This is a genomic window from Arthrobacter sp. FW306-06-A, assembly GCF_021870055.1.
Lineage (GTDB): Bacteria > Actinomycetota > Actinomycetes > Actinomycetales > Micrococcaceae > Arthrobacter.
Window position 1 is genome coordinate 337578 of the sequence record NZ_CP084552.1, and the last position, 23780, is coordinate 361357.

Here is a 23780-nt window from a genome sequence, read left to right on the forward strand (position 1 = left end):
CTCTCCCGATGCTACTGCGCAGGGGGCCGGCGGAAGGGGACACCGGCGCGCCGCTCATCGGTAACCGGGGCGAATCCCCCTTGTTTCCCCGCTATTCCCCACCGGGGTGCAATGGGGTCGTATTCTTGAATCAGAGGTTTTGCAGTGGGCCGAAGCGCTGATAGCAGGGCTGGAGCATGGCCGCTGATCCCACGGGGCAGGTTGGCTGGGGACCGCTTCCAGTTACCACGGAGCCCGTTTTCGACAGCAAGGACGTTGAAGACTACCTCTGGGAAGTGACCCGCGACTTCATGACGGGTATCAAAGGTGAGCGCCGCAGCATCAGCTGGGCGGCCACCCTCTTTCGCCTGGGCAAGGCCCGCACCCTCGCGGCCAGTACCGAGCAGGCGCGCGAAGCGGACCGTGAGCAATGTTCCTTCGCCGATGGACCGGTGATGGAAGCCGTGCGCACTGGGGAATTCGTCCTGCTGTCAGATCTGAGCCGGGATCGCCGCTGGCCTGGGTATTCCAGTGCTGCCGCCGTCCACGGCGTGCAGTCCCTGCTCTCCGTCCCCATCCTCACCGAGGGTGCCACCAGCGCCGCCATCAACCTTTACTCACCGTCACCGCACACCTTCACCAGTGATGACCTGGTGCACAGCCAAAGCTACGCGCGGCAGGTGGCGCGGGCCCTGCGTGTTGTGGTCCGGGTGGCTGAGCGTGCGGAAACGACGGCGGGTCTCGCCGTCGTCCAAAGCTCCCTGGTCCTGGTGGACCTTGCGGTGCGCAGCCTCATGAACGAATACGGGCTCACCCGTGAGGGGGCGCTTCGGTTCCTGCAGACGCAGGCGCTGCACCACGAACTGGACCTCCGGGACGCGGCACTGAATGTGGTAGCCCCCAGCGGCATGGACCGTGGGGCCGGGCAGCCTTCCGGGCTGCGGCAGGAAACGTACGACGGCGTGTCGGAGCTCCCGCGGCCGTCGGCGGCGGGGCGTGACTTTCCAACCGGGTCGTCGCCCCGCAAGGACGCTGCGGCGGGGAAGGAACCCCCGCCCGCTGCAGAAGGGAGGACGGCATGACCATCGCGAAGCAGGAGCTGCGCTCCATTGCGGGAGGACCGGCCAAGCACCCCTGGCACCGGTTCGTCGCACTGGGGGACTCCTACACCGAAGGAATTGGCGACCCCGAACCGCAGAGCCTGGGCGGCCTGCGGGGCTGGGCAGACCGGGTGGCAGAGGAGCTGGCCGCCGGCCAGCCTGATTTCGCCTATGCCAACCTGGCCATCCGCGGCATGCTGCTGAAACAGATCCTGGACGGGCAACTGGCGCCGGCCCTGGCACTCAAACCCGACCTGGTAGCCATGTCCGGCGGTGGCAACGACATCGTGTTCCGCCACGGGGATCCGGACAAGCTGGCGGAAAAAATCGACGAGGCCGTGGGGGTCGTGACCGCCACGGGTGCCACCGTGCTGCTGTACGCCGGGCCCGACTGGGGGAATACGCCGGTCTTTGGCAAGATCCGTGGCCGCGTGGCCATCTACAACGAGCACCTGCACCGGATCGGGGCCAGGCACCACGCCATCATGGTTGACCTGTGGTGCCTGCCCGAGCTCCAGCACGCGCTGATGTGGGACCCGGACCGGCTGCACCTGTCCCCGCTGGGCCATCACTCTGTTGCCGTGGCCACCCTCAACGCCCTGGGCGTGGCGCACGCGCTCAAGCCGCTCCAACCACGGCCGCTTCCGGCCCACGGGTGGACGCAGGCCCGGGCCGAGGACCTGGTGTGGGCGCGGCAGTATTTCGTGCCGTGGGTGCTGAAGCGGCTGCGCCCGCACCAGTCCGACGGCTCTTTGGCGGCGAAGCGGCCGCTGCCGGTTCCGGTGTTCGGCCTTGGCCGTCCAGGTCCGTTCCCGCCGGGCCACCCGGTCGCGGGCCTGCACGCCGGGATGGCGGGCGGCCCGGCACCGGAAGGACATGCGGCCTAGCTGCTACGCGACTGGCGTGCGGACGGGCAGGGTGGCTTAGCGCTTCTTCGGTGCGCGTTTCGCGGCGGCCTTCATCGCGGCCTTGGCCGCGGGAGGCAGCACTCCCTGCTCGGTTTCGGGTTCGGCCGCCGTTCCCCGTGCCTTCGCCACCGCCTTCATGCCGTGGTAGATCACCAGCGCGGCAGCGGAGCCCAGGGCGATGCCGGTGAACTTCAGGTCGCCGATGGTCCACGTGTAGTCGGCGATGCCGATGATCAGGGCCACGGCCGCGGTGGTCAGGTTGACGGGGTTGGAGAAGTTGACCTTGTTCTGCACCCAGATCTTCACGCCCAGGACGCCGATCATGCCGTACAGCATGGTGGCCGCGCCGCCCAGCACGCCTGCCGGGACGGTGGCAATCAGTTCGCCGAACTTCGGCGAAAAGCTGAGCAGGACGGCGAACATGCCCGCCACCCAGTAGGCCGCCGTCGAATACACCTTGGTGGCCGCCATGACGCCGATGTTTTCCGCGTAGGTGGTGGTGCCGGAGCCGCCGCCGAAGCCTGCCAGCATGGTGGCGGCACCGTCAGCCATCAGCGCGCGTCCGGAGACGCCGTCGAGGTTCTGCCCCGTCATGGCCGCAACCGACTTTACGTGGCCGATGTTCTCCGCCACCAGCACCAGGACCACCGGGACGAACAAACCCAGGACACCGATGTGGAACTCGGGGGTCTGGAAGTGCGGCAGGCCAACCCAGGCCGCGGCGTCCATCTTGTCGTACTTCACCTCACCGCGGAGCATGGCCACGACGTAGCCCACCACCACGCCCACCAGGATGCTGAGCCGGCCCAGGATCCCGCGGAACAGGACGCTGACCAGGATGATGGTGACCAGCGTGACCAAGGCGGTGATGGGGGCAGCGTCGAAGTTCTGCTTGGCGGCGGGGGCCAGGTTCAGGCCGATCAGCGCCACGATGGCACCGGTGACGATGGGCGGCATCAGCCGGTTGATCCACCCGGCGCCGAATTTCTGCACTACTGCGCCCACCAGGGCCAGGGTGGTGCCGGCCAGCACCACGCCGCCAAGCGCTCCGGGGATGCCGAACTGCGCCTGGGACGCGGTGATGGGCGCGATGAACGCAAAGCTTGAACCCAGGTAGCTGGGCACCCGGCCCTTGGTGATCACCAGGAACAGCAGCGTGCCGATGCCGGAGAAGAACAGCGTGGTGGCCGGCGGCATCCCGGTGATGATGGGAACCAGGAAGGTGGCGCCGAACATGGCCACCACGTGCTGCATGCCCACGCCAATGGTCAGCGGCCACGCCAACCGCTCGTCCGGGGCCACCACCTGGCCGGGCTTGATGTTTTTGCCGGTGCCGTGCAGCTTCCATTTGATTCCGAGCATGCTCATGGGAAGGGATGCCTTTCAGGGGGTGCCGCGAGGGGGCGAAGATCAACTCGCTCAAGAATACCGCCAAGTTTTTCGCGCAGCCCTGCTGTGTCCAAGGTCACCCGGCGTCACGGGAAGAGGAGGAAAGCACTTGAAGTTGCAACCATGGAAAGCAACAGAGGCCACCCCGGCAGGCGGGCGGCACAGCGAAAGGTAAGCCAATGACCATTGCCCATGACGAAGCGGTTATCGACTCGGCAGCCGTGGACGCCATCTTCGCCCAGGCCCGCACCGCCAACTCCTTTACCGGTGAGGTGACCGAGGAGCAGGCACAGGCCATCTACGAGCTCACCAAGTTCGGCCCCACCGCCTTCAACTCCCAGCCGCTGCGGGTCACCTACGTCCGCTCGCCCGAGGCCCGCGCCACGCTGGTGGACGCCCTGTCCCGCGGCAACCAGGCCAAGACGGCCTCCGCACCGCTGGTAGCCATCCTCAGCTATGACACCGACTGGGCCGGCAAATGGGACAACTTCCTCCCCGGCTACAACGCGCCGAAGGCCATGTACGACGCCGATCCCGCCCTGGCTGCCGCCACCGGCAACAACAACGCGCACCTGCAGGCCGGCTACTTCATCCTGGCCGTCCGCTCCCTCGGCTTCGCCGCCGGCCCCATGACGGGCGCCGACTTCGACGCGATCGACGCCGCCTTCTTCCCCGCCGGCGACCAGAAGAGCTTCCTGGTGGTCAACATCGGCCAGCCCGGTGAAGAGGCCTGGGGCGAGGCAAAGCCGAAGTTCTCCTACGGTGAGGCCGTCCGCACCGTCTAACGTCTGCCCCCCAACAATCGCCCGCTCACTTTTGACGGTCTTTTAGGGAACGCCCGCTCACGATGGTGAGCGGGCGTTCGTTGTTTTACCGTCACATGTGAGCGGGCGTTGGAATATCCGTTGCCAAAAGTGAGCGGGCGTTGGAGGGGCGGGTGGGAGACTGGGGTATGGCGATGCGGAACCTGATCTTTGTGGCCTTCGTCGAGCCCGTGGCTGAGGGCCAGGCTTTCCCGCGGACTGACTGGCCGCTGCACATCACCCTGGTGAGGTTCGACGCCGGCAGCCAGGACAGTGCCGACATCGCCGAACGCATCGCCGGGCTGGCCCACGCTGCCGCCGCCACAGCGCTCGGTGCCGGACTGACAGTGGGGAAGGACGCCGCTTTCGGGCGCAACGGCTCCGTCCCCGTCAACCTCGTGCAACCGCACCCAGCCCTGCAGGAACTGCACGAGCGGCTGGTGCAGGTGGTGACGGATGCGGGCGGCAGGATCCTCACCCCGCACCACACCCTGACCGGCTACCGCCCGCACGTCTCCCACCAGGCGGTCACGAACCAAACCAGCACCAGCCCGGCCACCGCAGAAACTGAGGCCAAGCGACTCCACCCGGGTGACGCCGTCGTGCTTGACCGTATTGCCCTGGTGGACATGGCCCCCGAAGGCGACCACACCATCAGGCGGATCCTCCGCCTCTGGCGCCTGGAAGGTGGAAGCTAGGCGATAACGCTGTCCACCAGTGCCTTGGCCTCGGCCTGCACCTGCTTCAGGTGCTCCTCGCCCTTGAAGGACTCGGCGTAGATCTTGTAGACGTCCTCGGTGCCGGACGGGCGGGCAGCGAACCAGGCGTTCTCGGTGACCACCTTCAGGCCGCCGATGGGCGCGCCGTTGCCAGGGGCCTCGGTGAGCTTGGCCGTGATGGTCTCGCCGGCAAGTGCGGTAGCGGTGACATCCGCAGCGGAAAGCTTGCCCAGCTTCGCCTTCTGCTCGCGAGTGGCGGCCGCGTCAATCCGTGCGTAGACCGGGGCGCCGAACTGGTCCGTCAGGCCCTTGTAGAGCTGGGACGGGGACTGGCCGGTCACGGCGGTGATCTCGGAGGCCAGCAGGGCCAGCAGGATGCCATCCTTGTCCGTGGTCCACACACTGCCGTCCAGCTTGTTGAAGGAGGCACCGGCGGATTCCTCGCCGCCGAATGCGCCTTCGCCGGACAGCAGGCCGGGGACAAACCACTTGAAGCCCACCGGAACTTCAACAAGCTTCCGGCCCAGGCTCTCGGCCACGCGGTCGATGATCGAGGAGGACACCAGGGTCTTGCCCACCACCGAGGCCGGGTTCCAGCCGCTGCGGTTGCGGTAGAGGTAGTCGATGGCCACGGCCAGGTAGTGGTTGGGGTTCATCAGGCCGCCGTCGGGGGTGACGATGCCGTGCCGGTCGGCGTCGGCGTCGTTGCCGGTGGCCACGTCGAAGGCCGGCTGCCCGGAAGCTGCGGCGTCGGACATGCGCTGGATCAGCGAGGCCATGGCGGACGGCGACGAGCAGTCCATACGGATCTTCTCGTCCCAGTCGAGTGTCATGAAGGCCCACTGCGGGTCCACCGTGGGGTTCACCACGGTGAGGTCCAGGTGGTGGCGCTCGGCGATCTCACCCCAGTAATCAACGGAGGCGCCGCCCATGGGATCCGCACCGATCCGGACGCCCGCGTTGCGGATAGCGTCCAGGTTCAGGACGGACGGAAGGTCGTCCACATAGCTGCTCAGGAAGTCGAACTTTCCGGTGGTGTCCGCGGACTGGGCTTCCGCCAGCGGGATCCGCTTCACGCCGCGCAGTCCGTTTTCCAGCAGTTCGTTGGCGCGGTTGGCAATCCAGCCGGTGGCGTCCGAGTCAGCGGGGCCGCCGTGCGGAGGGTTGTACTTGAAGCCGCCGTCGGCCGGTGGGTTGTGGCTGGGCGTGACCACAATGCCGTCAGCCTGCGGTGCACCCTGTGCCGCCTTGCGGTTGTACGTGAGGATGGCATGGCTCAGCGCCGGGGTGGGGGTGTAGCCGTGGCGGGCGTCGACCAGGACCTGGACTCCATTGGCTGCCAGCACCTCCAGGGCCGAGTTCTGTGCCGGCTCGCTCAGCGCGTGCGTGTCCTTGGCCAGGAACAGCGGGCCGGTGACGCCCTGCGCTGCCCGGTATTCGACAATCGCCTGGGTGATGGCCACGATGTGCTGCTCGTTGAAGGAGGCCTTGAGGCTGGACCCCCGGTGCCCGGATGTTCCGAACACCACGCGCTGCCCGGGATCACCAAGGTCCGGTGCGATGTCGTAATACGCGTCAAGGAGCGCAGTGATGTCAACAAGGTCCTGGGGTTGGGCAACTGTGCCCGCGCGGCTAGCCATGGCTCCAGCATGCCAGAACCTGGCAGGAGTCAAAACGACCCGCCCAAAATCCGGACCCTGTGACACGCCATGACGCCCACACCCAAGTAGTCCATCTGAGTACACGGCCCGGAAAGTACCTATATACCCGCGCTTTCCCGTCCTGCTAACTTCGAAAAAATTCCAGGAAGAAAACCGGAAGGAACGGACGACGGCGGGGCGCCGGCGTCATCCCATCGGCAAGGAAACGGGGACGTCCAATGGGGGCAGGAGACGGGGCAGCGGAGCAGTCCAGGCTGGCGGCCGAGCGCGTTGCCCGCCTGAAGCGCCGGCTCGACCAGGCCGAGTGCGCGACAAAGTCGTGGGATGCCGGGGCCGTGGGGGAGCGGGTGGTGGCCGACAAGCTCAGCGAGTTGGTCCCGCGCGGCTGGTACGTGCTGCACGACGTCCACTGGCCGGGCCGCCCCAAGGCCAACCTTGACCACGTCCTTGTGGGTCCCGGCGGGGTAGTGGTGATCGATTCCAAGAACTGGACCGGTGAAGTCCGGGTGGCATCGGGTGTGCTGTGGCAGGACCGCTATGCCCGTACCCAGGCGGTGGAAGGTGCGCTGGCCCAGTGCGCTGCCGTTGCTTCCGTGCTGTCTCCGCCGCACCGCAGGCTGGTGCGTCCGCTCATCTGCATGGCCGCGCAGCCGGACGTGTTCGGGGTGACCGACTCGGACGTTGCCGTGGCCGGTTTCCAGCGGGTAGTGGCGGCCATCGAGGCGCTCCCGGCAGTGCTCGACCAGCAGGCAGTTGTGGGGCTGTACGCCCAACTGGGCCAACAGCTCACCCATGAGCAGGAGCCCGGCATCACTGCCCTTCGGAACGTGCGCCCGGGAACCGTGGTGCGGCCGGCAGGAGCACTTCCCCCCGCCGGCCCCTCGGCCGGCCCGCAGCGAAAGTCCAGTTCAGACGAGGATGCGGACCGGACTCGAAGTGTGTCGAGGCACCCCGCCGGCCGTGCCCTGCCTGCGAAGGGAGCGGCAAAAGGAACGCCGGCAAGAAAGTCCACGGGAGACCGGCAGGCAGTCCCGGGACACCAGGCGGGAACGCCGGGGCGACCAATCCGCCACGGCCGGAACGGCAAAGCGCAGCAGCAGGGCGTTACCAGTGGAGGAAAGCTCGCCCTCCTGGCGGCCTTCGTCATTTTTGCCGTCTATATCCTGCCCTACTTGGGCCGGTAGCTTCCCCCGATTCACCCGGCCGCAGCTGGTCTTTGGCGGCGCTGCGCACTGCGGCGGTGACCCGGTTGAGCCGTTCCGAATCGAGCGTCCAGGCCTGCCAGTAAAGCGCCACGTCCTGGTAGGCGGTGTCATCCAACCGGACCAGGACGCCGTCGGCCAGCTCATCGGTGAGCTGGAGTTCCGGGATCATGCCCCAACCCAGCCCGGCTGTGACCGCGGCGAGGAATCCCTGGGAGGAAGGCACCAGGTGCGTGGGCGGAAGCTGCAGCACTTTTTTTGCGGCGAGCAGCTGCTGCTGCAGGGTGTCCTTCGTGTTGAATTTCAGGACCGGCATTGCGGCCCAATCCAAGCGCCCGGATGCGGAAAAGCGCCGCCGCAGCCCCGGGGCAGCCACCGGGATGTACCGCATGGAGCCCAGCAGGTCCACCCGGCAGCCGCTCACGGGAACAGGATCCGAGGTCACAGCCCCCATGACGTCCCCCTCGCGCAGCAACTGGCTGCTGAAGCCCTGGTCCTCCACGTGGAGATCGAGGGTGGTGTCCTCCCATTGCGCGGCCTGATGCAGGACGGGGACAAACCAGGTGGCCAGTGAATCCGCATTGATGGCCACCGGCAGGTGGGCCCGCGCGTTCATTCCTGAACCAAGCGCTGCCGCTGTCTCCGCCTCCAGTACCTGCACTTGGCGGGCCATCCGCAGCAGCAGCGCACCGGCGTCGGTGGCGGTGCAGGGCAGCCGGCGGCGTACCAGGACCTGGCCCACCGAGGCTTCTAGGGCCTTGATCCGCTGGCTCACGGCGGAAGGGGTGATTCGAAGCAGGTCCGCGGCTGCCTCGAACGTTCCCTCGTCGACAACCGCCACGAGGGCTTTCAGGTGTTCCAGGTTCATAAAGACATCCTAATGATTCCCCAAGATCCTTTATTTGCCTGAACTTCGCCTAGATCCTACCTTCGTCCTTATGTGGACCGCAGGAATAACCGGAATGCTGACAGGCCTCGCACTGATCGTGGCCATCGGCGCGCAGAACGCCTTCGTGCTGCGCCAAGGCATCCGCAGGGAGCACATCGGTGCGGTGGTGGCCGTGTGCATGGCGGGGGACGCCGTGCTGATTGTCGGCGGGACGGCGGGGATCGGTGCGATCGTCACCCACTTCCCGGCGGCGCTGGAAGTCCTGCGCTGGGCCGGGGCCGCCTACCTGCTGTGGTTCGCGATGCGCTCCTTCATGGCTGCGATGAAGCCCTCGGCCCTGGCAGGGCAGGCGCCCCGGTCGAAGAATTCGGTGATTGCCACCACCGCCGCCCTGACCTTCCTCAACCCCCATGTCTACCTGGACACCGTGGTGCTGCTGGGCAGCCTGGCCAACCAGCAGGGCCACGACCTGCGCTGGATCTTTGCCGCAGGCGCGGTCACCGGGAGCGTGCTGTGGTTCTTTGGCCTGGGGTACGGGGCCAGGGCGCTGGCAGGCGTGCTCAGCAGTCCCCGCACCTGGCGATGGATCGACGGAGCCATCGGCGTGCTGATGGTAATCCTGGCCATCCGGCTGGCGCTGCACTGAAGTAGGCTGTAGCCAGATTCATAGGGGAGAAATCATGAGCAACCAGCCATCCCAGGGACCTGACTACCAGCGCAGCGGTTCTTCGCCCTGGCCCGGCTACCAGCCGCCGCCGCAGAACCAGGGGCCTTCCTACGGGCAGCCGCAGTATGGCCAGTCCCAGTACAACCCGGGGCAGTACGGCCAAGGACAGTACAACAACGCCCAGTACGGCCAGCCCCAGTACTTTGGCCAGCCGTACTACGGCAGGGCGGTGGAACCGAAGACCCTGAGCATCGCCAGCATGGTCTGCGGCATCGCGTCGGTGATCATGGGCTGGCTGCTGCTGCCCCAGTTCGCCGCCATCATCACCGGCCACCTGGCCCTGCGCCGCGAACCCTCGGGCAAGGGAATGTCCATCACCGGCCTGGTGCTGGGCTACCTCTGCCTGCTGGGCTACGGCGCCATCTGGCTGCTGTTCATCATTGGCCTGGCCGTCGCCGCCACCACAGGGTCGAACACCGGCACCTTCTAGCAGCAGGTTCCCGCGGGCCTACGCCCTTGGCTGACCTAGCGGAGCAGTTCCACGTCCGAGACCAGCTCGATGTGCGCCAGCATGGCCTTCGCGGCGGCATCCGCGTCTTGCGCGCGGATTGCGTCGGTGATCTTGCGGTGCGAGGCGAGGGATTGCTCGGGGCGTCCGGGCTGGCCCAGCGACTCCATCCGGGTTTCCAGGATCATCTCGGCGATGAAGGCCATCAGCTGCGCGAGCACCGAGGAGTGGGCTGCGGCGGTGACGGCTTGGTGGAACAGTTCGTCGCCCTGGGCGCCGCGGTCGCCGTCGTCGATTTCCTTCGACATGACGTCCAGGGCGTTGTCGATGGCGGCCAGGTCTGCGTCGGTCCGGCGTTCCGCCGCGAGGGCGGCAAGCTTGACTTCCAGGGTGCTGCGGGCTTCCACGATTTCCGGCAGCCGGCTCTGGTGCTCGCGCAGGCCCTTGACCACCGAGGCGACGCTGGGCCGCCGGGCCAGGACGGCGCCGGTGCCATGCTGCACATCGATCACGCCCAGTACTTCCAGGGCCACCAGGGCCTGGGCCAGCGTGGCGCGGGAAACCCCAAGCCGCTCCGCGAGGTCCCGTTCCGCCGGGAGGAGGTCGCCGGGCTTCAGCTGGGCGGACTCAATGTACGCAAGGATCTGCTCCACCAACTGTTCGTAAAGCCGCGGCCGCGAGACCCGCTCCAGGCCCAGCCGTGCTGTCTTCTCCACAAAGCCCTCCCTCGGACGTACCGGATCAGGATACCTGCTTCGTCTATTGACAGATAGACTCACTGTCTAAGAGGCTAGTCCAGTGAGCCAGTAACTCACGTCACACTCCTCGCACCCCCAATGGAGAACCAACGATGTCCGCTCCTGTCTTATCGATCATCATCCTGGCGGCGATGTTCCTGCTCGCCACCGTCCTGCCCCTGAATATGGGGGCGCTTGCCTTCGTCGGCGCGTTCCTGCTCGGCGCCCTGGTGCTGGGCATGTCCACCAACGAGATCCTGGCCAACTTCCCCGGTGGCCTCTTCCTGACCATCGTCGGCGTCACGTACCTGTTCGCCATCGCGCAGAACAACGGCACCATCGACCTGCTGGTCCGCGGCGCGGTCAAGCTGGTAGGCAGCCGCGTGGCCCTCATTCCCTGGGTCATGTTCGCCATCACCGCCGTCATTACCGCCGTGGGCGCACTGTCTCCCGCCGCCGTCGCCATCATCGCTCCCATCGCCCTGAGCTTTGCCGGCAAGTACAAGATCAGCCCGCTGCTGATGGGCATGATGGTGATCCACGGCGCCCAGGCCGGGGGCTTCTCGCCCATCGCGGTCTACGGCGTTACGGTCAACGGCATCCTTGCCAAGACCGATCTCGCCTTCAGCCCCACCGCACTGTTCCTCTCGAGCCTCATTTTCAACCTGGTCATCGCAATGGTGCTCTTCGTGGTCCTGGGCGGCAAGAACCTCCTGTCCTCCAGGGTGGGCCACTTTGTGGAGCAGGCGGCCGAGGCCCGCATGTCCGTCAGCGTCGGTGCCAAGGCCGCCGGCGGCGACGTCCCGTTCAAGGGCTTCGGCTCCGGCATGTACGGCCCCCGGGACCCCGCCGGCGACGGTATCGCTGCCACCAAGGAGCGCAAGGACCGGATCCCGCAGCTGGTCACCATTGCCGGCCTGATTGTGCTGGCGGTCGTGGCCCTCGGTTTCAAGATGGACGTCGGCTTTGTGTCCATCACCATCGCCATTGTGCTGGCCCTGGTGTCACCCGCAGCGCAGAAGGGCGCCATCAACAAGATCAGCTGGTCCACAGTGCTGCTGATCTGCGGCATGCTGACGTTCGTTGGAGTGCTGGAGGAAGCCGGCACCATCAAGTTCGTGTCCAGCGGCGTGGCCGACATGGGAATGCCGCTCCTTGCAGCCCTCATCATTTGCTTCATCGGCGCCGTGGTGTCCGCCTTTGCGTCCTCCACTGCCATCCTTGCGGCCCTCATCCCGTTGGCCGTCCCGTTCCTTTCCACCGGCGAAATCGGCGCCGTGGGCGTTATCTGCGCGCTCGCCGTCTCCGCCACCATCGTGGACGTCTCGCCGTTCTCCACCAACGGCGCCCTGGTGCTCGCCAACGCCCCCGAGGGCGTGGACAAGGACCAGTTCTACAAGCGGATCCTCGGCTACAGCGGGATCGTCATCGTGGCCGGACCCGTCCTGGCATGGCTGGCATTGGTGGTCCCCGGCTGGCTCTAACGGCAACCGCACCCCAACCCAGCCTGTTTTTTAGAGAGGAAACCAGAACATGAGCACCGAGAACCGCCAAGGCCCCCTGGCCGGGCACACCGTCGTCGACCTCAGCCGGGCACTGGCCGGACCGCACGCCGGCATGATGCTGGCGGACCTCGGCGCCCGTGTCATCAAGGTGGAAAACCCGGGCACGGGGGATGACACCCGGGGCTGGGGCCCGCCCTTCGTGGGCCCCGAGGACGACCTGCAATCCACCTACTTCATGTCCTGCAACCGCAACAAGGAATCCATCACCCTTGACCTGAAAAGCGACGACGGCAAGGCAGTGCTCCGCGGCCTGCTGGAACGGGCAGACGTGGTGATCGAGAACTTCCGGCCGGGCGTCATGGACCGGCTGGGCTTCTCAACCGGCGCCATGCACGAGATCAACCCGCGCCTGGTGATCCTGTCCATCACCGGCTTTGGCCATGACGGGCCCGAATCCCAGCGCAGCGGCTATGACCAGATCCTGCAGGGTGAAGCCGGCCTGATGTCCCTCACCGGGTCGGGCCCGGACGATCCCCAGCGGGTGGGGGTTCCCATTGCCGACCTGCTCTCCGGGATGAACGGGGTTGCCGGCGTGCTGGCCGCCCTGGTGGAGCGGAACCGAACAGGCCAGGGCAAGGTGGTGCGCACGTCGCTGCTGGCATCGCTGATCGGGGTCCATGCCTTCCAGGGCACCAGGACCACCGTCGCCGGCGAAGTTCCGCAGGCCCAGGGCAACCATCACCCGTCCATCGCCCCCTACGGCCTGTTCAAGTGCAAGGACGGCAGCGTGCAGATCAGCGTCGGCAGCGAGAAGCTGTGGCAGTCGTTCGCTGCGGCCTTTGGCCTGGACCCGGCCGCCCCGGGCTTTGCCAGCAATGCCGAAAGGGTGCGGAACCGCGCAGAGGTGATTGCCGCCGTCGAACGGGCCTTTGCGGCGTTCGGCGCGGAGGAGTTGCTGCAAAAACTGAACGACGCCGGGATCCCGGCCGGGAAGGTCCGCTCACTGGACGAGGTGTACGCCTGGGAGCAGGTGGCGTCCCAGGGGCTGGTGGTGGATGTGGAGCATCCCCTGCTCGGCAAAGTCAGCCTGCCCGGCCCGCCGCTGCGGTTCTTCGCCCCCGGCGACGCCGCCGAAACCACCGGGAAGCACCATGATGCCCCGCCGCTGCTCAACGAGGACGGGCCGGCGATCCGGGAGTGGCTGGGCCTCGCTTCTGCGGCCGGCAACGGCACGGCTCCCGGGGCCGAATAGCATGGCGACGGCGGAGAAGGTGCGGCACTTGAAAGCGACCGAACTGCTGGATGCGGTGGTGGACCCGGGTTCATTCATCTCATGGGATACGGAGCCGGAACAGCCGGTCCTGTCCTCTGAGTACGCCCGCGACCTGGCCAGGGCCCGCGAACGCAGCGGCGCGGACGAGTCGGTCATCACCGGTGCCGGTTTCATCCGGGGCCGCCGGGTGGCGCTGATCGTCAGCGAATTCTCCTTCCTGGCCGGGTCGATAGGCCACGCGGCGGCGCAAAGGATCGTTGCCGCCGTCGAACGTGCCACTGCGGAGGGCCTGCCGCTGCTGGCCGGCCCCGCGTCCGGGGGGACGCGGATGCAGGAAGGGACGCTTGCGTTCCTGTCGATGGTCAAGATCACCGGTGCCGTCCGGGCGCACCGCCAGGCCGGGCTTCCGTACCTTGTCTATCTGCGACACCCCACCACCGGCGGCGTCATGGCATCCTGGGGATCGCTGGGGCACATCAACGTGGCCGAGCCCGGGGCGCTGCTGGGATTCCTGGGCCCGCGGGTGTACGAGGCGCTGTACGGCGAACCGTTCCCTGAGAACGTACAGGTGGCGGAGAACCTCTTCCAGAAGGGTTTGATCGACGGCGTCGTGGAACCAGGCGACCTGGCCGACCTGGTGGGCCGGGCGCTGGACATCCTGGCCATGAAGGAAGGTGCCGCTGCAGGGGTTCCCGCTCCGCCCGAGACCCTCAACGTCCGCCCCTCGACCGTTGATGCCTGGACGTCCATCGAGATCTCGCGGCGGCAGCGGCGGCCCGACCTCCGCCAGTTGTTGAAGTTCGGTGCCACCGACGCGCTGCCCCTGAACGGGACCGGGCAGGGCGAGAAGGACCCGGGTCTGCTGTTGGCCCTGGCGCGCTTTGGCAGCCAGCCATGCATCGTGCTGGGGCATGCGCGTCCGCTGCGGAAGGACGCGGCCGGCATGGGGCCAGGTTCGCTGCGGGAAGCGCGCCGGGGGATGAAGCTGGCGGAGGAGTTGCGCCTGCCCCTGCTCACGGTCATCGACACCGCGGGCGCAGCCCTGTCGCAGGAGGCGGAGGAAGGCGGGCTTGCGGGTGAGATTGCGCGCTCGCTGCACGAACTGATCGGGCTGGAATCACCGTCGGTCTCCGTGCTGCTGGGCCAGGGCGCAGGGGGCGGCGCCCTTGCGCTGCTCCCGGCCGACCGGACCATCGCGGCGCAGCACAGCTGGCTTTCGCCGCTGCCCCCGGAGGGTGCCAGTGCCATCGTGCACCGGACCACCGCGTTCGCCCCGGACATGGCGCAGGCACAGGGTGTGAACGTCACGGCACTGTATGCCAACGGCCTGGTGGACCACATCGTGGATGAGCGCGGCGATGCTTCTGTGGAACCACGCGAGTTCTGCAGCCGGATGGCCAGGGCCATTGAGTACGAGCTGGCTTCCGTGGCCGGTGTTCCTGTGCCTGAGCTGGTGGCGGCCCGGGCCCGCAAGTTCGCCAGCCTGGGCTCCCGCTGACGCTCGGTTCCGCCGAGGGGCGCCGGGGTGTCCCGGTGCCTCACGCTCTGGCCGCCTGATCCGGCCGGCGTTCCTAATCAGGCTTGTCCGGGGTGTACAGAGCCATGAGGACGCCGGTGCTTGTATGGTCGGCTTCGATGAGCCGCAGCGGGGTTTTGGTGCCGCCCGCGAAAAGCTGTTGCCCGTTGCCCAGGACGACCGGGTGGATCATCAGCAGGTATTCGTCAATCTGGCCAGCGGCCATGAGTGCGCGGATCAGCACTCCGCTGCCCATGATGACGAGGTTGGAGGCGAAGCTTTCCCGGAGTTCCTGCACGGCCGCGGGAACGTCACCGTGCAGGAGCATGGAGTTCGGCCACTCCAGCCTGGTTGCCGGATCCCTGGTAGCGACGTACTTCGGCGTGTTGTTCAGGGCCTCCTTGAAGGGGCCGCCCTGGGCGTTCCATGACGCGAGGAGCTGCCCGTAGGTACGCCGCCCGAACAGGAAGGCATGGTCCGGACCCATCCGTTCGCCCATCTTCTGCACCGTGGCCTGGTCGGCGTAGGGAACCGCCCAGCCGCCGTCGCTGAATCCGCCCCGCGTATCCTCATCCGGCCGGCCGGGACCCTGCATGACGCCGTCGAGCGTCACGTGGTTCATCACCACAATCCTGCCCATCGCCAGCAGCCTTTCCTTGCCGGGCGTCTTTCTGTATTGGCCGTGCCCCTACCTGCGCTGCTGGACCCTGGACCGGTGGGCGTTCCTGCGCAGCTGCAGGATCCGGGCGCCGCCTGCCACGGCCACCAGGACGGCGCCAGTCACGGCGGCGATGAACAGTGCCATGCCCAACGGGACGGATCCTTCGAAGCCCAGGAACTTCACCAGTACCAGCTCCTGGTTCTGGAGGATGAAGATGATCAGCAGGATCAGCAGCACCAGGGCTGCTACCACGGCCGCCCAGATGACACCGGTGCGCGTGACTTTGCGTTCCGGAGCGCCGCCGGCCCTTGGGGTGGTTCCGGCGGCAGGTGTTCCCGGCTCACCCGCTGAGTAGGATGGCGCGTTGCCGTAGGTTGCGCGGTCTGCTGACGGCTGGGCTGTGTTCGACGGCGTCATGTTTGAGGGTGCTGCGTTCGACGGCGTCATGTCGGTGTCCGTTTCCGGCCGACGGTCGGGCCCCGGAGTGTATTGTCCTGCGCTCATGCTCATCCCCTTTCCCAGAATGCTAAGCATGCTTATTGTTCAACCATAGACGCACTGCTGGGACAGCACAACGACCGGCCGGGCCGGCGGCGCCGTGAGTTGCGGCCGTAAGCTGCTGCATTTGGGGCAGGCTGCAGGGAAGACCGCGGAGGGGCCCTCCATGAGGACCCCTCCGTTGATTCCTGACTTTTGCGCGGGCAGGTGCCCGGACGTCAGACCCTTTCCCTGCTCCGTTGGGTCTTGTCCCCGTCGGCGGAGGGGGTGCGCGGCGCAGTGGTCCTGCGCCAGTTGGGGAAGGCCCAGAACGTGAAATTCTGTGCCTTGACCGGCTCCTCCGGAGGTTCCGCAGGGGTTTCCGGTTCCGCTTCAGGCCGGCGCGTGGCTTCCTTCTTTGCGCCCCACCCGAAGTCCTTGCTCGATGCGTAGCACATCACAAACCTCCTTATGGTGACTGCCCTTTAATCGTCCTCCTGCCGGGCGTGGGAGTCGAGAGAGCAGCGCAGGAAGCTGTCAGTCGCCGCTGGACACCACGTCCTCCGCCTCCTGCGGGCGGTGGAACTCGCAGGGCCCTTGATGGCGGAGGGGGAGGAGGCAGGTCCGGCCCGTGGGCAGGTGGACCAGTCCGCACCTGCCGGCCAAAGCCACGTCCTCCCTGACGTTGGCGTTGCTCAGGTCCGGCCGTTCGTCGTCGACTGTCTCGGTGGGCCCGGCGCTCGCCGCAGCCTGTTCAGCGTTCATGGTGGCAACTCCTGGTCGGGGAGGACGGATGCAGGTGCAGAAACGTGCATTTCCAGTTTGCGCGGCCACGGTTACCAGCGGGTTAAGGCGGCGTTAGATCCAGGTCAACAGCCTCGGGGGGGGCCGCCTAACAGGCCGGCTTTCCTAGAAGCCCAGCTGACGCGCCACCTGCAGGAGGAGGGTTTCCGACCCCATAGGCGCCACCAGTTGGATGCCCATGGGAAGCCCGCTGCCGGCGGTTCCTCCCGTCCAGTGCACGGGAAGGGTGATGGCCGGCAGTCCGCACACGTTCACCATGGAGGACCATGGCGCGTATTCGCACTGTTTCCGGTAGTCCCCGTCGGCATCCCCGGGCCACTCGGCGGCCGGCCAGCGGTCGCTTCCATGGGCCGTCCCGGTGAACCAGCCCACCGGCCGCGGAGTCTGTGCCAGCGTGGGCGTCAGCATCAGGTCCCACTGCCCGTACTGTGCCAGGGTGTCGTGCTGGAACTGCCGCAGGAAGGCCAGCGCCTCGGCGAGCCTGGCCGGGCTGCGCTGCTGGGCCCGCCGCCGGAAGGTCCTGGTGAGGGGTGCCAGCAGCGCCTCCCGCGTGGGGCTGATCCTGGCGGCACCCACCCCCGCGGTCCAGGCCGTGGTGAAGGCATCTGGATAGCGGTTGTCGTAGCGGATGTCGGCATCACCAAGAGCATGGCCGGCCTGCTCCAGGAGGGCAACGCCTGCGCGCAGCGCGTCCAGGGCCTCCTGCTCCAGGGTGAAGGGGAAAGTGCTCGACCACGGGCTGTCCAGCGTGACACCAATCCTTAGCCGCGGTGGCTCCTGCTGCAGCGCCTGGAGGTAGGCGTGCCCCGGGGCCAGGACGTCCATCATCAGTGCCGTGTCCCCTGAACTCCGGGCGAGGGGACCGGGCACCACCAGCCGGGCGGGGTCGCCCGCGCTTTCCCCGGCCGTTACGAGGCCCCGTCCCGGCTTCAACCCCACCAGGCCGCACGCGGCCGCCGGAATCCTGACTGACCCGCCGCCGTCGGTCCCCGGGGCGAAAGGCAGCAGCCCTGCCGCCACCGCAGCGGCGCTGCCGCCGGAGGAGCCTCCCGAGCTCCGGCTGGGTGCTCGGGGATTGCGCGACGGCGGTGCGATGCGGTTTTCGCTGTACGCGGTCAGTCCAAATTCTGGCACCTGCGTTTTGCCCAGGACGGTCACGCCGGCATCCCTAAAGAGTGCCACCAGCGGGCTGTCGACGGGGGCAGGTTTGTGCTCCAGTGCGGCGCTGCCGTGCGTGGTCACCACGCCCGCGACGTCGGTAAGGTCCTTGAAGGCAAGCGGCATGCCGTGCAGCGTGGGCAGGTCCGCGGCGACTGTCCGCGAGTGCCTGACGTCCGCCGCATGGGCCTCCTCCAGGGCCTGGTCCGCAGTCACGGTGATGAAGGCGCCCAGGAGAGGGTTCTGCTGCTCAATCCGTGCCAGAAAATGCTCGGCTGCCTCCACCGCGGACACCGTTCCGCTCCGCAGGAGATCCCGCAGGTCCAGGGCCGGGAGTTCGTGGAGTTCAGCCATGCAGTCGCGCCACCGTTCGGCGTCCGGCCGCCGGGTCCATGTTGCGGCCGGGGAGTGCCAGTGCCCCGGTGAGGGTGGCGATGTGTCGGGACATGGAAACCTCCTTGGGTTCCTCCAGCCTAACCCGCGGCTTTTCCGGCTTCTTCAAGGCGGCAAGGGGCGGAAGGGCTAGGCTTAAAGCGAACTCTGATCCGCCAAGACAGGACTCCGATGAGCGATTTCGATACCGTCCCCGTCCACGACGTCCCCGCTGACGCAGTGATCCTGGATGTCCGGGAGGACTACGAGTGGGTTGCCGGTCACGCCGACGGCGCACTCCACATCCCCATGGACCAGATCCCGGCCCGGCTCGGCGAACTCGACCCGGATGAGGACCTCTATGTCATTTGCCGCACGGGCGGGCGGTCCTTCCGCGTTGCCCAATGGCTTACCGGCCAGGGTTACACCGCCATCAACGTCTCCGGCGGCATGGACCAGTGGCTGGAATCCGGCAAGCCCCTGGTCTCGGACAACGGACTTAAGCCGCTGGTCCTTTAGTGCCCGGCAGTCCCCGAACCTACTCCTTCCTGGGACCGGAGGGCACCTTCACCGAGGCGGCCCTCCTGCAGGTGGCTGATGCACTCCAGGCCGTCAGGGTCCCGGCCTCCAACGTCAATGCCGCCCTTGACAGGGTGCGCGACGGGTCAGCGGACGGCGCCATGGTCCCCATCGAGAACTCGGTGGAGGGCGGAGTCACTGCCACCCTGGACGCGATCGCCTCCGGCCAGGAACTGCGCATCATCCGCGAGGTCCTGGTTCCCATCAGCTTTGTCCTGGTGTCCCGGCCCGGAGTAGGAGTGGAAGACGTGCGGCGGGTGTCCACCCACGGCCATGCCTGGGCCCAGTGCCGGTTGTGGGTGGAGAAGCATATACCTGAAGCGGAATATGTGCCCGGCTCATCAACAGCTGCAGCGGCACTCGGACTGCTGGAGCGGGACTGCACCTACGACGCCGCAATCTGCGCCCCGCTCGTTGCCCGGGAGCACCCGGAGCTGTCCGTGCTGGGAGAGGACATCGGCGACAACCCCGGTGCCGTGACGCGCTTCATCCTGGTCAGCCGGCCCGGTGCACTGCCGGCGCCTACCGGAGCAGACAAGACGACCGTTGTGGTCCCGCTTCCGGAGGACCGTCCGGGCGCTTTGATGGAGATCCTGGACCAGTTCGCCAGCCGGGGCGTCAACCTCAGCCGGATTGAATCCCGGCCCACCGGGCAGTACCTGGGCCACTACTTCTTCAGCATTGACGCGGACGGCCATGCCTGCGAAGCGAGGGTGGCGGATGCGCTCGCCGGGCTGCACCGCATCAGCCCGGGAACCCGCTTCCTGGGCTCGTACCCCAGGGCTGACGGGCAGGCCACGCCGGTGGCGGCGCACACCTCCGATGCAGCCTTCTCGGCGGCGCACACCTGGGTCCAATCCATACTTGCCGCGGAATCCGTCGCAGGTGAAAGCGGTTCCGAGGCTTCGCGCACAGCGTAGGCGAATGCCTCTGGAGGTACTTCCGCGGGCTGTGGACAATGCGTATGCTTGCTTGATCCACATGGGGTATGGCCCCTGATGAAGGGAGCGGGTCATGACCAGCAGCAATGACAACGACGGCCAGGGGATGATCGTCAACCCCAAGCCGACGGCGGACAACCAGGATTGGGACGGGGACGACGCGGACCGCGCCGACCGCCTGCGCTTCGAGGAGGAGCAGGCCATGATCCGCGAGCAATCCGAAGCCCACGCCGCTGCCAAAGAAGCCCATGCCGCTGCCAAGCAGGCCGCTGACGCGGAGAAGGAGTCCGGGGCCTGAGCTGGATCCCGGCGCTGCGTAATGCCGGCATTCCAGCCGGCCCCGCTTTTACCCCTTATTACCGCGCGGTTGCCCCGGTGGCCTGTACCTGGCCTTTCACCCGGATCAGGAGCGACCGGGGCTCCACCTGAACCGTAAGCTGTGTCGCTTCCCCTGATGTGTCGCCGTCGAGCTGTGTGGGCATGGGCTCGGGGCACTTGATGACCACCCTGGTTGACCGGTACACGGTCATGACGGGCAGCTTTCCGCTGTGCTTGAACATGATTTTCACGTACATCAGGAGCCAGCCAATGGCGCTGCGCGGGCTCATCACCACTACATCCAGCATGCCGTCGTCGATCATGGCCTGCGGGATGAAATCGATGCCGCCCGGTACCAGGCCGCAGTTGGCGAACAGCACGCTGCGGATGTTCCGGATCTGCTCGGGGCTCCCGTCCAGGGCGATGGATACCTTCTTCCGCCGACCAGGGAGATGGCGCACGCCGGCCTCCGTGTAGGCCAGCCAGCCCACCGCCTTCTTCAGTCCTGCGTTGGTGTCGGCCAGGACCTCCGCATCCATGCCGATGCCTGCGATGACCAGGAACACGTGCTCGGAGTAATGCGCGGTCCGCGAGTTCTCAATGGCCATGCGGGCAGTGTCGATATAGCGCTGGCGGCCGAAAAGCGCTGTCTGGACGTTGCCGTGGAGGTCGTTCACGTCCAGGTCCACGTTGCGGGCCAACAGGTTGCCGGTGCCCAGCGGAATCAGGCCCATGGCAACGTTGGTGCGTGCGAGGGCCTCAGCCACCACGCGTACCGTGCCGTCCCCGCCGCCCACCAGGACGACGTCGGGCTTTCCTGCCAGTGCCGCCTGCATCTGGGAGAATCCGGGGTCCTCCGCCGTCGTTTCGAAGAAGACGGGCTCGTCCCACCCGGCGGCAAGGCAGGCCCTGTGAATCATTTCCCGGGCTTCGCCAGCTCTGGCCTTGATGGGGTTCAGGACTACTGCCACGCGCTGCTGCGCCAGTCCGGAGTCATAAGCTTCGCCGGCCACGGTACTGCGAACGTGCAGGGCCTTGAGGCGCCGCACCCCCCACCAGCTGGAGGTGGCGAAGGCAAGCGCCACCGCAATCAGCAGGTAGAGAATCCAGTCGCTCATGGTGTTTCAACAGTAGCCCGGCGCGCGGCGGGAGGGGGCACGGAGCCGGCCGCCCGCCGTCGTGCAGTGAATTGGATACCCTTGTCTGGTGATCGACGTAAAAGACCTCAGCGAAAACCCGGACAAGTACCGTGCCAGCCAGCGTGCCCGTGGCGCGGACGAATCAGTGGTGGACGCGATCATCTCCGCGAATTCCGCCCGCCGCGAGGCCCTGCTCCGCTTCGAGAACCTCCGCGCCGAGCAGAACGTGTTCGGCAAGAAGGTGGCCAAGGCCAAGGGCGAGGAGAAGCAGGCCCTGCTGGCCGAGGTCAAGGAGCTGGCCAACTCCGTCAAGGCCGCCTCCGCCGAGGCCGATGCCGCCCAGTCCAAGCAGGAAGAACTGCTGCGCACCATCCCCAACCTCGTTGAGGACGGCGTTCCCGAGGGCGGCGAGGACGACTACGTGGTGGTCAAGACCGTCGGCACGCCGCGCGAATTCCCTGACTTCGAACCGCGCGACCACCTGGAGATCGGCGAGCTGCTTGGCGCGATCGACATGGAACGCGGCGCCAAGGTTTCCGGCGCCCGCTTCTACTTCCTCAAGGGCGTTGGAGCGCGGCTGGAGATGGCGCTGCTGCAGATGGCCATGGACCAGGCCATCGAGGCCGGCTTCGTCCCGATGATCACGCCCACCCTGGTGCGTCCGGAAACAATGCAGGGCACGGGCTTCGACGTAAAGCACGACGCAGAGATCTACCGTCTCGCCGAAGACGACCTTTACCTTGTGGGCACCTCAGAGGTGGCCCTTGCCGGGTACCACGCGGACGAGATCCTCGACTTCTCCGCTGGCCCCATCCGCTACGCAGGCCAGAGCTCCTGCTACCGCCGCGAGGCCGGGTCGCACGGCAAGGACACCCGGGGAATCATCCGCGTGCACCAGTTCAACAAGGTGGAGATGTTCATCTACACCACCGTTGAGGAAGCTGCCGCCGAACACCAGAGGCTCCTTGCCTGGGAAGAGGAGATGCTGGCCAAGTGCGAGCTGCCCTACCGGGTGATTGACACCGCGGCCGGCGACCTGGGCATGTCCGCCGCCCGAAAGTTTGACTGCGAAGCGTGGGTTCCCACCCAGGGCGCGTACCGCGAGCTGACCTCCACCTCCAACTGCACCACGTTCCAGGCACGCCGCCTGAACATCCGCGAACGCATTGTCAATGCGGAGGGCGTCTCCAAGGGCACCCGCGCCGTGGCCACCCTGAACGGCACCCTGGCCACCACCCGCTGGATCGTGGCCCTGCTGGAGCACCACCAGAACGCGGACGGTTCGGTCAACGTGCCCAAGGCACTCCAGAAGTACCTGGGCGGCCTCGAGGTGCTGCCGGTCCTGTAGGGGTCTCTTCTTCGCGGCGCACCCGCAACTTGGCGGTGCACCCTTGAACGGACAGTGCACCGCCGAGTTCGGGGGTGCACTGTCCGTTAGCGCGTGCCCGGTTGTCTGCTCCGGCTGCTAGGCAGCCCTGCCTGCCGGAGGCATGCTGCAAAGCGGACAGGGTTCGACGCCGTTGCCCAGTCCCACCTGACAACCCGGAAACCTGCCGCCCGAAGCCTGTCCTCGCGTTTCTTTTCCGCCAGCACGGCCTGGCGGGCTGTTTGAGTGCCCAGATATTCATCATTGAGGTATTTGGCGTCGCCGTCGAACTCGCCAATGAGCCGGTACTTGGGCCAGAAGAAGTCGGTCCGGGCGAGCAGTGAACCTTCCTGCAGGAACTTTGCCTGGAGCATGGGGGCCGGAAAGCCGAGCAGATGCATCTGGGCGCGGCTGAGCGATTCACCAGCCGACTCTGACTGCGGCGATGCGAAGTCGAGCACCTGTGCCACCCAGTTCCGACGGGCCGCTGATTCGAGCGTGAAGGCCGTTCTCAACAGTTCGTCCTTGCCAAGTGGGGGCCCGGATACTCGCCGACTGCTGATCGCATGATCCGCCAACACCACTCCTGCCGCGAAGTCCTCCGTCGCAATGACGCCAATGACTGTTTCCGCAAGAGGGGTTACCAGCAGCCCTCCTCGTTGGACTGCTGCTGCGTTCGCGAAATGCCGGTGGATGCCGTAGGCGGTGATGTGTTCGATTCCTGTTTGTCCGGAGCTGTCACGTGCCGCGGACGTTGTTGGTTTCCTGCGGCCCGTGTGGCCTCTGGTTGCCCCGGAGAGGTGGATGTACGCAGGCACGGCGAGAAGTTCCAGGTCCCATATGACAGCGGCCGTGTGCAGGCAGAATGTCGATTGCGGGAGCTCCAGATCTACCGCGCGGACGGTCTGGACGTATCTTTCCCATGGCGGCAATGACACCCATGCACGTTTCTCGGCATAAACACCTTTGCGGACACGGACAAGTTCACCCTGCGCGTAGCGTCTACTGAGTGAACGGGTGTCCCCCGTGGTGCGGCGGAGGTCCTGCGCGGAGATCAGGTGCATGCCCTTATCGTCACCGGCCAATGAGTGGCCGTTGAAGGGGCCGGT

25 protein-coding genes are annotated in these 23780 nt (G+C 66.9%); 14 read left to right on the top strand and 11 right to left on the bottom strand.

Going from position 1 to position 23780, the window contains the following annotated elements; genetic code table 11:
* Positions 1-176 precede the first annotated feature (176 nt).
* The gene (locus LFT49_RS01705; RefSeq protein ID WP_237429555.1) at positions 177-1061 is read left to right on the top strand and encodes a GAF domain-containing protein; all 885 of its coding nucleotides are present in this window, start codon (positions 177-179) and stop codon (positions 1059-1061) included.
* The gene (locus tag LFT49_RS01710; protein ID WP_237429556.1) at positions 1058-1966 is read left to right on the top strand and encodes an SGNH/GDSL hydrolase family protein; all 909 of its coding nucleotides are present in this window, start codon (positions 1058-1060) and stop codon (positions 1964-1966) included. Before LFT49_RS01705 ends, LFT49_RS01710 begins: the two co-directional genes overlap by 4 nt.
* Positions 1967-2002: 36 nt before the next feature.
* Here the strand turns inward: LFT49_RS01710 and LFT49_RS01715 are convergent, their stop codons facing one another.
* Positions 2003-3355 carry a uracil-xanthine permease family protein gene (locus tag LFT49_RS01715; protein ID WP_237429557.1) on the bottom strand — a complete coding sequence of 451 codons (1353 nt, stop codon included), beginning with the start codon at positions 3353-3355 and terminating at the stop codon, positions 2003-2005.
* A gap of 200 nt (positions 3356-3555) precedes the next feature.
* Here LFT49_RS01715 and LFT49_RS01720 point away from each other — a divergent pair, with 200 nt between their 5' ends.
* Entirely contained in the window at positions 3556-4161 is a 606-nt protein-coding gene (locus LFT49_RS01720; RefSeq protein ID WP_237429558.1) for a malonic semialdehyde reductase, read from the top strand.
* A gap of 173 nt (positions 4162-4334) precedes the next feature.
* On the top strand, positions 4335-4877 hold the full coding sequence (locus tag LFT49_RS01725; RefSeq protein WP_237430448.1) for a 2'-5' RNA ligase family protein: 543 nt from the start codon (positions 4335-4337) through the stop codon (positions 4875-4877).
* On the opposite strand, the gene pgm is transcribed toward LFT49_RS01725, so the two are convergent.
* A complete protein-coding gene (pgm, locus tag LFT49_RS01730) occupies positions 4874-6538 on the bottom strand; it encodes a phosphoglucomutase (alpha-D-glucose-1,6-bisphosphate-dependent) (protein WP_237429559.1) in 1665 nt (554 codons plus the stop codon). The genes LFT49_RS01725 and pgm overlap by 4 nt on opposite strands.
* A 239-nt stretch (positions 6539-6777) precedes the next feature.
* Here pgm and LFT49_RS01735 point away from each other — a divergent pair, with 239 nt between their 5' ends.
* Positions 6778-7743, top strand: a complete 966-nt coding sequence (locus tag LFT49_RS01735) for a nuclease-related domain-containing protein (RefSeq protein WP_237429560.1) — start codon at positions 6778-6780, stop codon at positions 7741-7743.
* Here LFT49_RS01735 and LFT49_RS01740 read toward each other — a convergent pair.
* Positions 7703-8629, bottom strand: coding sequence for a LysR family transcriptional regulator ArgP (locus tag LFT49_RS01740; RefSeq protein WP_237429561.1), 927 nt, complete (start codon positions 8627-8629; stop codon positions 7703-7705). The genes LFT49_RS01735 and LFT49_RS01740 overlap by 41 nt on opposite strands.
* Before the next feature lie 94 nt (positions 8630-8723).
* Here LFT49_RS01740 and LFT49_RS01745 point away from each other — a divergent pair, with 94 nt between their 5' ends.
* Both LFT49_RS01745 and LFT49_RS01750 read left to right on the top strand, forming a co-directional pair.
* On the top strand, positions 8724-9296 hold the full coding sequence (locus LFT49_RS01745; protein ID WP_237429562.1) for a LysE/ArgO family amino acid transporter: 573 nt from the start codon (positions 8724-8726) through the stop codon (positions 9294-9296).
* 34 nt (positions 9297-9330) lie between these two features.
* Positions 9331-9807, top strand: coding sequence for a DUF4190 domain-containing protein (locus LFT49_RS01750; protein ID WP_236800543.1), 477 nt, complete (start codon positions 9331-9333; stop codon positions 9805-9807).
* A gap of 35 nt (positions 9808-9842) precedes the next feature.
* Here LFT49_RS01750 and LFT49_RS01755 read toward each other — a convergent pair whose 3' ends face one another.
* Positions 9843-10541 carry a FadR/GntR family transcriptional regulator gene (locus tag LFT49_RS01755; RefSeq protein WP_236800544.1) on the bottom strand — a complete coding sequence of 233 codons (699 nt, stop codon included), beginning with the start codon at positions 10539-10541 and terminating at the stop codon, positions 9843-9845.
* A 134-nt stretch (positions 10542-10675) separates the two neighbouring features.
* Here LFT49_RS01755 and LFT49_RS01760 point away from each other — a divergent pair, with 134 nt between their 5' ends.
* The 3 genes from LFT49_RS01760 to LFT49_RS01770 are packed head-to-tail and all read left to right on the top strand — an operon-like array spanning position 10676 to position 14838.
* Positions 10676-12046, top strand: a complete 1371-nt coding sequence (locus tag LFT49_RS01760; RefSeq protein WP_236800545.1) for an SLC13 family permease — start codon at positions 10676-10678, stop codon at positions 12044-12046.
* 49 nt (positions 12047-12095) lie between these two features.
* Complete coding sequence (locus LFT49_RS01765) at positions 12096-13319, top strand: CaiB/BaiF CoA transferase family protein (RefSeq protein WP_237429563.1); 1224 nt, start codon at positions 12096-12098, stop codon at positions 13317-13319.
* Position 13320: 1 nt separating this feature from the next.
* Positions 13321-14838 carry an acetyl-CoA carboxylase carboxyltransferase subunit alpha/beta gene (locus tag LFT49_RS01770; protein ID WP_237429564.1) on the top strand — a complete coding sequence of 506 codons (1518 nt, stop codon included), beginning with the start codon at positions 13321-13323 and terminating at the stop codon, positions 14836-14838.
* A 73-nt stretch (positions 14839-14911) separates the two neighbouring features.
* On the opposite strand, the gene LFT49_RS01775 is transcribed toward LFT49_RS01770, so the two are convergent.
* From LFT49_RS01775 to LFT49_RS01795, 5 genes are all read right to left on the bottom strand, one after another.
* A complete protein-coding gene (locus LFT49_RS01775) occupies positions 14912-15478 on the bottom strand; it encodes a dihydrofolate reductase family protein (protein ID WP_237429565.1) in 567 nt (188 codons plus the stop codon).
* Positions 15479-15544: 66 nt separating this feature from the next.
* Positions 15545-16021: a LapA family protein gene (locus LFT49_RS01780; protein ID WP_237429566.1), complete on the bottom strand. Its 477-nt coding sequence runs from the start codon at positions 16019-16021 to the stop codon at positions 15545-15547.
* Positions 16022-16233: 212 nt separating this feature from the next.
* On the bottom strand, positions 16234-16452 hold the full coding sequence (locus LFT49_RS01785; RefSeq protein WP_237429567.1) for a hypothetical protein: 219 nt from the start codon (positions 16450-16452) through the stop codon (positions 16234-16236).
* A gap of 79 nt (positions 16453-16531) precedes the next feature.
* The gene (locus tag LFT49_RS01790; protein ID WP_236821025.1) at positions 16532-16759 is read right to left on the bottom strand and encodes a hypothetical protein; all 228 of its coding nucleotides are present in this window, start codon (positions 16757-16759) and stop codon (positions 16532-16534) included.
* A 144-nt stretch (positions 16760-16903) separates the two neighbouring features.
* Positions 16904-18310, bottom strand: a complete 1407-nt coding sequence (locus LFT49_RS01795) for an amidase (RefSeq protein WP_237429568.1) — start codon at positions 18308-18310, stop codon at positions 16904-16906.
* Positions 18311-18520: 210 nt separating this feature from the next.
* Here LFT49_RS01795 and LFT49_RS01800 point away from each other — a divergent pair, with 210 nt between their 5' ends.
* The 3 genes from LFT49_RS01800 to LFT49_RS01810 all read left to right on the top strand — a co-directional run bounded on the left by LFT49_RS01800 (position 18521) and on the right by LFT49_RS01810 (position 20146).
* Positions 18521-18847 carry a rhodanese-like domain-containing protein gene (locus LFT49_RS01800; RefSeq protein WP_142131663.1) on the top strand — a complete coding sequence of 109 codons (327 nt, stop codon included), beginning with the start codon at positions 18521-18523 and terminating at the stop codon, positions 18845-18847.
* On the top strand, positions 18847-19827 hold the full coding sequence (gene pheA / locus LFT49_RS01805; RefSeq protein ID WP_237429569.1) for a prephenate dehydratase: 981 nt from the start codon (positions 18847-18849) through the stop codon (positions 19825-19827). The genes LFT49_RS01800 and pheA overlap by 1 nt, the downstream gene beginning before the upstream one ends.
* Positions 19828-19921: 94 nt before the next feature.
* Entirely contained in the window at positions 19922-20146 is a 225-nt protein-coding gene (locus LFT49_RS01810) for a hypothetical protein (RefSeq protein WP_236800554.1), read from the top strand.
* A 58-nt stretch (positions 20147-20204) separates the two neighbouring features.
* On the opposite strand, the gene LFT49_RS01815 is transcribed toward LFT49_RS01810, so the two are convergent.
* Positions 20205-21284, bottom strand: a complete 1080-nt coding sequence (locus LFT49_RS01815; RefSeq protein WP_237429570.1) for a diacylglycerol/lipid kinase family protein — start codon at positions 21282-21284, stop codon at positions 20205-20207.
* Positions 21285-21372: 88 nt separating this feature from the next.
* Between LFT49_RS01815 and serS the strand changes: the two genes are divergently transcribed.
* Positions 21373-22653, top strand: a complete 1281-nt coding sequence (gene serS / locus LFT49_RS01820) for a serine--tRNA ligase (protein WP_237429571.1) — start codon at positions 21373-21375, stop codon at positions 22651-22653.
* Positions 22654-22739: 86 nt separating this feature from the next.
* Here serS and LFT49_RS01825 read toward each other — a convergent pair whose 3' ends face one another.
* Positions 22740-23735 carry a hypothetical protein gene (locus LFT49_RS01825; protein WP_237429572.1) on the bottom strand — a complete coding sequence of 332 codons (996 nt, stop codon included), beginning with the start codon at positions 23733-23735 and terminating at the stop codon, positions 22740-22742.
* Positions 23736-23780 lie beyond the last annotated feature (45 nt).

What these genes read in the sequence shown, in the direction of transcription:
- pgm (WP_237429559.1), bottom strand. Translation starts at nt 6,538, where the DNA reads ATGGCTAGCCGCGCGGGCACAGTTGCCCAACCCCAGGACCTTGTTGAC.
- LFT49_RS01825 (WP_237429572.1), bottom strand. Translation starts at nt 23,735, where the DNA reads ATGCACCTGATCTCCGCGCAGGACCTCCGCCGCACCACGGGGGACACC.
- LFT49_RS01760 (WP_236800545.1), top strand. Translation starts at nt 10,676, where the DNA reads ATGTCCGCTCCTGTCTTATCGATCATCATCCTGGCGGCGATGTTCCTG.
- LFT49_RS01710 (WP_237429556.1), top strand. Translation starts at nt 1,058, where the DNA reads ATGACCATCGCGAAGCAGGAGCTGCGCTCCATTGCGGGAGGACCGGCC.
- LFT49_RS01770 (WP_237429564.1), top strand. Translation starts at nt 13,321, where the DNA reads ATGGCGACGGCGGAGAAGGTGCGGCACTTGAAAGCGACCGAACTGCTG.
- LFT49_RS01810 (WP_236800554.1), top strand. Translation starts at nt 19,922, where the DNA reads ATGACCAGCAGCAATGACAACGACGGCCAGGGGATGATCGTCAACCCC.
- LFT49_RS01775 (WP_237429565.1), bottom strand. Translation starts at nt 15,478, where the DNA reads ATGAACCACGTGACGCTCGACGGCGTCATGCAGGGTCCCGGCCGGCCG.
- LFT49_RS01780 (WP_237429566.1), bottom strand. Translation starts at nt 16,021, where the DNA reads ATGAGCGCAGGACAATACACTCCGGGGCCCGACCGTCGGCCGGAAACG.
- LFT49_RS01715 (WP_237429557.1), bottom strand. Translation starts at nt 3,355, where the DNA reads ATGAGCATGCTCGGAATCAAATGGAAGCTGCACGGCACCGGCAAAAAC.
- LFT49_RS01785 (WP_237429567.1), bottom strand. Translation starts at nt 16,452, where the DNA reads ATGTGCTACGCATCGAGCAAGGACTTCGGGTGGGGCGCAAAGAAGGAA.
- LFT49_RS01735 (WP_237429560.1), top strand. Translation starts at nt 6,778, where the DNA reads ATGGGGGCAGGAGACGGGGCAGCGGAGCAGTCCAGGCTGGCGGCCGAG.
- LFT49_RS01725 (WP_237430448.1), top strand. Translation starts at nt 4,335, where the DNA reads ATGCGGAACCTGATCTTTGTGGCCTTCGTCGAGCCCGTGGCTGAGGGC.
- LFT49_RS01720 (WP_237429558.1), top strand. Translation starts at nt 3,556, where the DNA reads ATGACCATTGCCCATGACGAAGCGGTTATCGACTCGGCAGCCGTGGAC.
- LFT49_RS01800 (WP_142131663.1), top strand. Translation starts at nt 18,521, where the DNA reads ATGAGCGATTTCGATACCGTCCCCGTCCACGACGTCCCCGCTGACGCA.
- LFT49_RS01705 (WP_237429555.1), top strand. Translation starts at nt 177, where the DNA reads ATGGCCGCTGATCCCACGGGGCAGGTTGGCTGGGGACCGCTTCCAGTT.
- LFT49_RS01750 (WP_236800543.1), top strand. Translation starts at nt 9,331, where the DNA reads ATGAGCAACCAGCCATCCCAGGGACCTGACTACCAGCGCAGCGGTTCT.
- LFT49_RS01790 (WP_236821025.1), bottom strand. Translation starts at nt 16,759, where the DNA reads ATGAACGCTGAACAGGCTGCGGCGAGCGCCGGGCCCACCGAGACAGTC.
- LFT49_RS01745 (WP_237429562.1), top strand. Translation starts at nt 8,724, where the DNA reads ATGCTGACAGGCCTCGCACTGATCGTGGCCATCGGCGCGCAGAACGCC.
- LFT49_RS01795 (WP_237429568.1), bottom strand. Translation starts at nt 18,310, where the DNA reads ATGGCTGAACTCCACGAACTCCCGGCCCTGGACCTGCGGGATCTCCTG.
- LFT49_RS01740 (WP_237429561.1), bottom strand. Translation starts at nt 8,629, where the DNA reads ATGAACCTGGAACACCTGAAAGCCCTCGTGGCGGTTGTCGACGAGGGA.
- LFT49_RS01815 (WP_237429570.1), bottom strand. Translation starts at nt 21,284, where the DNA reads ATGAGCGACTGGATTCTCTACCTGCTGATTGCGGTGGCGCTTGCCTTC.
- LFT49_RS01765 (WP_237429563.1), top strand. Translation starts at nt 12,096, where the DNA reads ATGAGCACCGAGAACCGCCAAGGCCCCCTGGCCGGGCACACCGTCGTC.